Source organism: Photorhabdus sp. RM71S (assembly GCF_042879355.1).
GTDB lineage: Bacteria > Pseudomonadota > Gammaproteobacteria > Enterobacterales > Enterobacteriaceae > Photorhabdus > Photorhabdus kayaii.
This window is the reverse complement of sequence record NZ_JBHFKV010000099.1, coordinates 1-5,070: the sequence shown is the minus strand read 5'-3', so window position 1 is coordinate 5,070 and position 5,070 is coordinate 1. Positions and strand designations below refer to the sequence as shown.

General features: G+C 40.9%; 6 protein-coding genes. All 6 read right to left on the bottom strand.

Features of this window, described 5'->3' with window-relative positions; all coding sequences use genetic code 11:
- Positions 1–19: 19 nt before the first annotated feature.
- Positions 20–430: a hypothetical protein gene (locus ACGF5R_RS23500; protein WP_112879855.1), complete on the bottom strand. Its 411-nt coding sequence runs from the start codon at positions 428–430 to the stop codon at positions 20–22.
- Positions 431–750: 320 nt separating this feature from the next.
- Complete coding sequence (locus ACGF5R_RS23495; RefSeq protein WP_387693013.1) at positions 751–1,863, bottom strand: hypothetical protein; 1,113 nt, start codon at positions 1,861–1,863, stop codon at positions 751–753.
- Positions 1,864–1,968: 105 nt separating this feature from the next.
- Complete coding sequence (locus ACGF5R_RS23490; RefSeq protein WP_387693011.1) at positions 1,969–3,864, bottom strand: hypothetical protein; 1,896 nt, start codon at positions 3,862–3,864, stop codon at positions 1,969–1,971.
- Positions 3,865–3,978: 114 nt separating this feature from the next.
- A complete protein-coding gene (locus ACGF5R_RS23485; protein ID WP_387693009.1) occupies positions 3,979–4,272 on the bottom strand; it encodes a phage tail assembly protein in 294 nt (97 codons plus the stop codon).
- Positions 4,273–4,286: 14 nt separating this feature from the next.
- On the bottom strand, positions 4,287–4,655 hold the full coding sequence (locus ACGF5R_RS23480; protein WP_112879688.1) for a phage tail tube protein: 369 nt from the start codon (positions 4,653–4,655) through the stop codon (positions 4,287–4,289).
- A 9-nt stretch (positions 4,656–4,664) separates the two neighbouring features.
- On the bottom strand, positions 4,665–5,070 hold a 406-nt coding region (locus ACGF5R_RS23475), incomplete at its 5' end, for a phage tail sheath C-terminal domain-containing protein (RefSeq protein ID WP_387693007.1).

The window sequence follows — 5,070 nt, the reverse complement described above, 5'->3', positions numbered from 1 at the left end:
TTCGTTGTTAAAAATGTGATCATTTTTCATGTCCATCCTCCTCGATTCTTCTCCAGTTAGAGTGGATCTTGCGGATGTTAGATTTGTTTAATTTTGGGTAATCTTTGTATACATAATGGCTTATAAAACAAACACCACCTCTGGACTCCGAAAACCAAAGATAACCCCTTATCGGGATCCTTTTAAGAGCATAAAATTTTTTATCGGATGGAAGACTACCTTCGCTAACGAACGTATCTGTAGCCATTCTTTTGCCATCCGCAAGGCGTTTTATTTGAATGACTATCTGCATTTCCATAGTTCTTGCTTTTTGCTTAACCAGGCTTTTGGCTGATTCGTAAAAGCTTTCAACAGCACCAATACAGTGGATTACCGTAAACTTTGAGCCATTGTATACAGGCTCTAGTTTCCCATCGTCTTCCATCATCATCCTTAGCTCATAGTTAATATATATGTTAACTTTATTTTTATGTCAATGCGAATTATTGTGTAACTTCTTTCACGTGACATTAATCTCAAAGTGCCATTTATCAGAACCCCTTGGTACGGGAAGCATTTAATCTGACTAACATTTGATCATTGTTACATTTTTTAATCGACCGGACAAATAAAAATATACTTAAGCTAAATTAAGCCATCCTTGGCCTAGGGTGACTACCAGCGGTTTTCCATGTTCATAAAGTCGTTTTTATGAATGGTGCACTGTCTGACTGCAAGGTGGTGCGCGAAAACTCCATGAGGGCTATTCACTCATTTCTTGCATTGCTGGAGAAAAGCAGGCGCGATATCCTCCGATACCAAGTCACATGCTTTTTTCCCTTTTTTATCAATAAGCTCTTCACGCCATTGTCTACCGTCTTGTATGTTCTCAATATAACTAAACCCAACAGAAATGTTACCGTTATCACCAACCCATAAACCTGATCCACCAGAAAAAAATGATACTTTCGCGGGCAGATCAACTCGTCCTGGTATTTCCTTGAATCGATAAATACTTGTTGATGTTGGCTCATTAACATTAAAGTAAACCATATTAAAATTGACATCAGACCCATCAATTCCAAACAAAGTAAACGAGGCATCAGGACTTGCATCTGGAATATCTCTGCTTTTCACAATCAACTTTCTAGAAAATGATAATTTTCCGGCATTGTTTAGAAACACGCGCTCAATAGCAGCCTTCCCAGTGTTATCATTGTATAAAGCAACATACATAACTTCGAGGTCTTTTACTTTCCATGTAGAGGTGATCCTAAGACCGTCACCAGCTAATCCGTTTTGATCAGATTGCTCAGCTAACATTTGTGTATAATCCTCACCTCTATAACAAATAGCTTTAGCACCATCATTATTTAATTTTTGAGGGGCAGTTAATACATTAAAATATCTCTTGGATGAACCGCCTCGGCATTTATAATCTACATTGAGCGTGACAGGGACTTCATATTCCTCATGTAGCCTTTTCCAAGACTTATAGTCTTCATATGTTACTATTTTAAGCTCTCCATCCTCGGTAAAAATGATTTGAGCTTCCATATCCTTAGGGTAAACAAGAGCTTTGTCTTTATCTAGAATGATAAACTTGGTGATAGGTGTAATTTTTCCATCGCTTTTACCTGTTAACGTTGAAATTTTTTCTTTGTCATGACAAAGCACGCCATTATTCTCGTAAAAACCACCAGTATTAGAATTACAATCAGAACTGGAACTAAAAAACACGAAAACAACCAACGCTAAAATTCCAACCCCACCAATCAACGAAGCTATTACGGTAGCTATCGATCTGTACCATGTTGACTTTGAAGAGCGCACAATCATTAGCGAGACTATGAATACTATAAGGACAATCCAAATCTCAGTCATATTTATACATTACCTATTCAGTTATCCACGTCCGTATGTCACCCATTCATAACCCTATTCAAAATATGATAATAATTACATTGAAGAATGGGAAATAAAATGTTTTCAAGGATACTGCATAGATGTTGTTACTCTACCCCCAGTTTTTGCATTAAATTGCTGCCGTTCCCCAGTCTTATTGCTGACAATCGTGATTTCTACCTGGAGTTTGTTTTCACCAATTGCCGATTGAATCGCGTCGGCTATGTTCTGAGCAAGCTCGCTATTATTTGCTTGATTTGCAAAGGTAGAAGGGGGGCTTTTATCAGATTCAAGCGGTGCGGATTGATTCATCATGCGCTGATGGCCTAGATAATATCTGTCACGCAAACCCTGCCATTTCGGGTCAAAGATAGCGGCGTTTATCGCATCCGTGATCTGTTTTTGGCTAAACGGTTGTTGGCCGTGATTTTCTTGTTTGATCATCGCCACCATCAGATTTTCAAGTACTTTAGGGTCATGCATATCTAACTGTTGATTAGGAAGAAAGCCCGTCTCTTTTGAAACAAAGTTAATATATGCCTGAGTATTATTTCTATCTATGTCTCCTGGCGGCGCATGGGTGCTGATTGTGCTATTAACGGTATTCTTTCCCCTGTCGCCGTTCAGCATTAACTGACGAGCTAATGCAGAGAGGCCATCGTGATCATTACCAAACTTAACAAATGTTCCACTTTTCCCTTGCACATACCCTATCCCATTAGGTGCGTCGCGTACATTTCCCGGATTTTTAATTCTCAAACCGAATGAGTCTTTCACTGGTTTTCCGTAAGGATCGGGATACTTAGGAGGTTCTATTTTCGGCGGTTCAGCAACCCTAGATGGATCAGGTACTTTGTCGCCAATAGATTTTTCTTTGTAATTTGGGAAATAGTACGCATTTAATTTTTTAATAAGGTCTTCGGATGCATATGTAAGCTTTAAATCTAATGATTCCTTCCATGTTAGAGTGTCTTTGAATTTTTCATCTTTTTGCGCTTTTTCCAAAAGCTCCCTTTGTTTACCTCCAGCATTAAAATTAAATAATGAAAAGCCAGATGTAACCCCATCTGTCACTGTTTTATCCAAAACTGTAAGTACTGTTTGCCCTGGATCTGAAAGCCAAAACTGATTTTTCCATTTTTCCGTATTACCCTCCCATTTTGCTGATATTTCATTCAACTGGGAATTAACTTTAGTTAATTGCTGGTTCAGACTGTCTGGAACTGTCAAGCCGAACTCATCAGATTTAGCTAATAGCTCTTTAAGTTTGGCGCCATCCCTCAATAGGGCCAACGTATGTTCATCAAGCCCAAGAAAATCCGCAATTGTCTTTTGCTTATCTGAGGAATATTTAGGAAACTCTTTAGCCAATTCTTGAATGGTTTTATACACATCTGCTGTGCCATCTTTATTTTCATAGATATGTACCCCCATACCATTCAATTGAGCTAATTGATTTGCATTTCTAACCTGTAATGGTTCGTTGAAAGCTTTATATAACCCCTCTACAGAGTGAAAAGCATCATCCGCACTTGCACCCAGTATCCGCATAGTGCCAGCCAATCTAGTGAAATTCTCGGTACTCATTGCAGAGTTTTTAGCACCTACATCTATGTTATAGGCATTTTTTCCCGCCTCTTTCATTGCGTTGAAGGCTTTTGTTGCGCCATATGCCATAAGCCCCACGCCACCTAATTTAGCCCCTATCCCGCCGTATTTGGCCGCAAGCTCACCAAAGTTCTTAAGCGGTGGAACCATGTCACCGATATGCTGAACATTATCCTTGGCGTAACGTGACATATCGCGTAGCTTTGTGCCAAGTACATTTACGCCATCCGTCGACTCAGAACCACCAAATTTCAGCCCCTCTCTGGTTTTTGCCAGGTTGGGATTGAGACCATTCAGCTTTTCATTGATTTCATCGATAACTTTCGTGACATTCTCATCAGCATTTAATTCAAAATCAAAAGCATTAGCCATTGGACCGCTCCTTATTCATCCGATTGGCTTGTTCAGCCCACCATTCAAGACGTGATCTTGTCAGAAGCCACGTATCACGCGGCCCCCACTTATAATAAAATGTGACGTCAGCGGCTAATTGCTGCCAGCTATTGAGCGCTTCGAGTCCAAAAAACCTAAAATAAACTCCTGACATTGCAAGAAGTCACTAATAGACATTTTTTTCAGTACTGGCTCGGGGATTTCTGAAACCAATGAAATCAACAGACGCATAGCGGCAATTGAATGATTTGATTTGTTCTGCGCTTCATAAAACTGCTCAACCTGAATCAATACCGGTTCTTTCAGGTCGATCTGCTCGTAGCGGACTTTGCCGTCATTACTTTCAATCGGGGTGTTCAATACGATAGTTTTTGTTGTTTCTAACATGCTGATTCTCCAAATTAATTTTCTGTTACCGAGGTGCCTTCCCAGCGCACCTCAAAAGTCGCATCTTCGCTGTTGACTTCTTGCGTGTTGACGGTCCACATACCCTCGCCAATAATGGTTTTACCGTTCGCAATTTCAGCAACGATTGTGACGTTAGTCTGGTCATTAAAATCCGCGACAGTTGTTCCGCCACTGTCACGGACTTTGCAGGAGATAAAGCCCGCCTGGGGTTTCTCTTTGTAACCGTGTACGTAGTCCATGCCCGTTAAGGTTTCACGGGTGACTGTTGAGGGACTCCAGGTGAAATCCCCTGCGACCATTATTCGAATGCCGTCAACAGTGACATAAGCGGTACCCGCGAGTCTGTTTGATGTATTACCCATGTTTACCTCTTATGCTGCCGGTTGTAAGCGAAACTGATTGAGCAGTGCAAAGACGCGCAACTGATTGATGAGTGTCCCCGTCCATAACACATCTACCCGGTTCGGATTCTGCGCATTGACTTCAACAATCAGCCCATCTGCAAAGCTTTTTGAATCCTGAACATAACCGTTGTATTCCAGTGCCTTATACTGGGCGATTAACTCAGCGCGGATAATGTTGGGTGTCACAATTGCCGAGCCGGGCGCAAAGCGGGTACCGTTTTTCACGAGCTTCATGCGAGCAAACTTACTCGTGATTTGCGTGCGGATATAGCGTGTGACGTACATCAGCAAATACAAGGTTTCAACTTCAAGATAGCTGTCATCGTTATCACCAAAACTATTTTTTTGGTACGTCGTGATGATATTTTCGACC

Excerpts from the sequence above, each read along its gene's own strand:
- ACGF5R_RS23500 (WP_112879855.1), bottom strand. The coding sequence starts at position 430 with ATGATGATGGAAGACGATGGGAAACTAGAGCCTGTATACAATGGCTCA.
- ACGF5R_RS23495 (WP_387693013.1), bottom strand. The coding sequence starts at position 1,863 with ATGACTGAGATTTGGATTGTCCTTATAGTATTCATAGTCTCGCTAATG.
- ACGF5R_RS23490 (WP_387693011.1), bottom strand. The coding sequence starts at position 3,864 with ATGGCTAATGCTTTTGATTTTGAATTAAATGCTGATGAGAATGTCACG.
- ACGF5R_RS23480 (WP_112879688.1), bottom strand. The coding sequence starts at position 4,655 with ATGGGTAATACATCAAACAGACTCGCGGGTACCGCTTATGTCACTGTT.
- ACGF5R_RS23485 (WP_387693009.1), bottom strand. The coding sequence starts at position 4,272 with ATGTTAGAAACAACAAAAACTATCGTATTGAACACCCCGATTGAAAGT.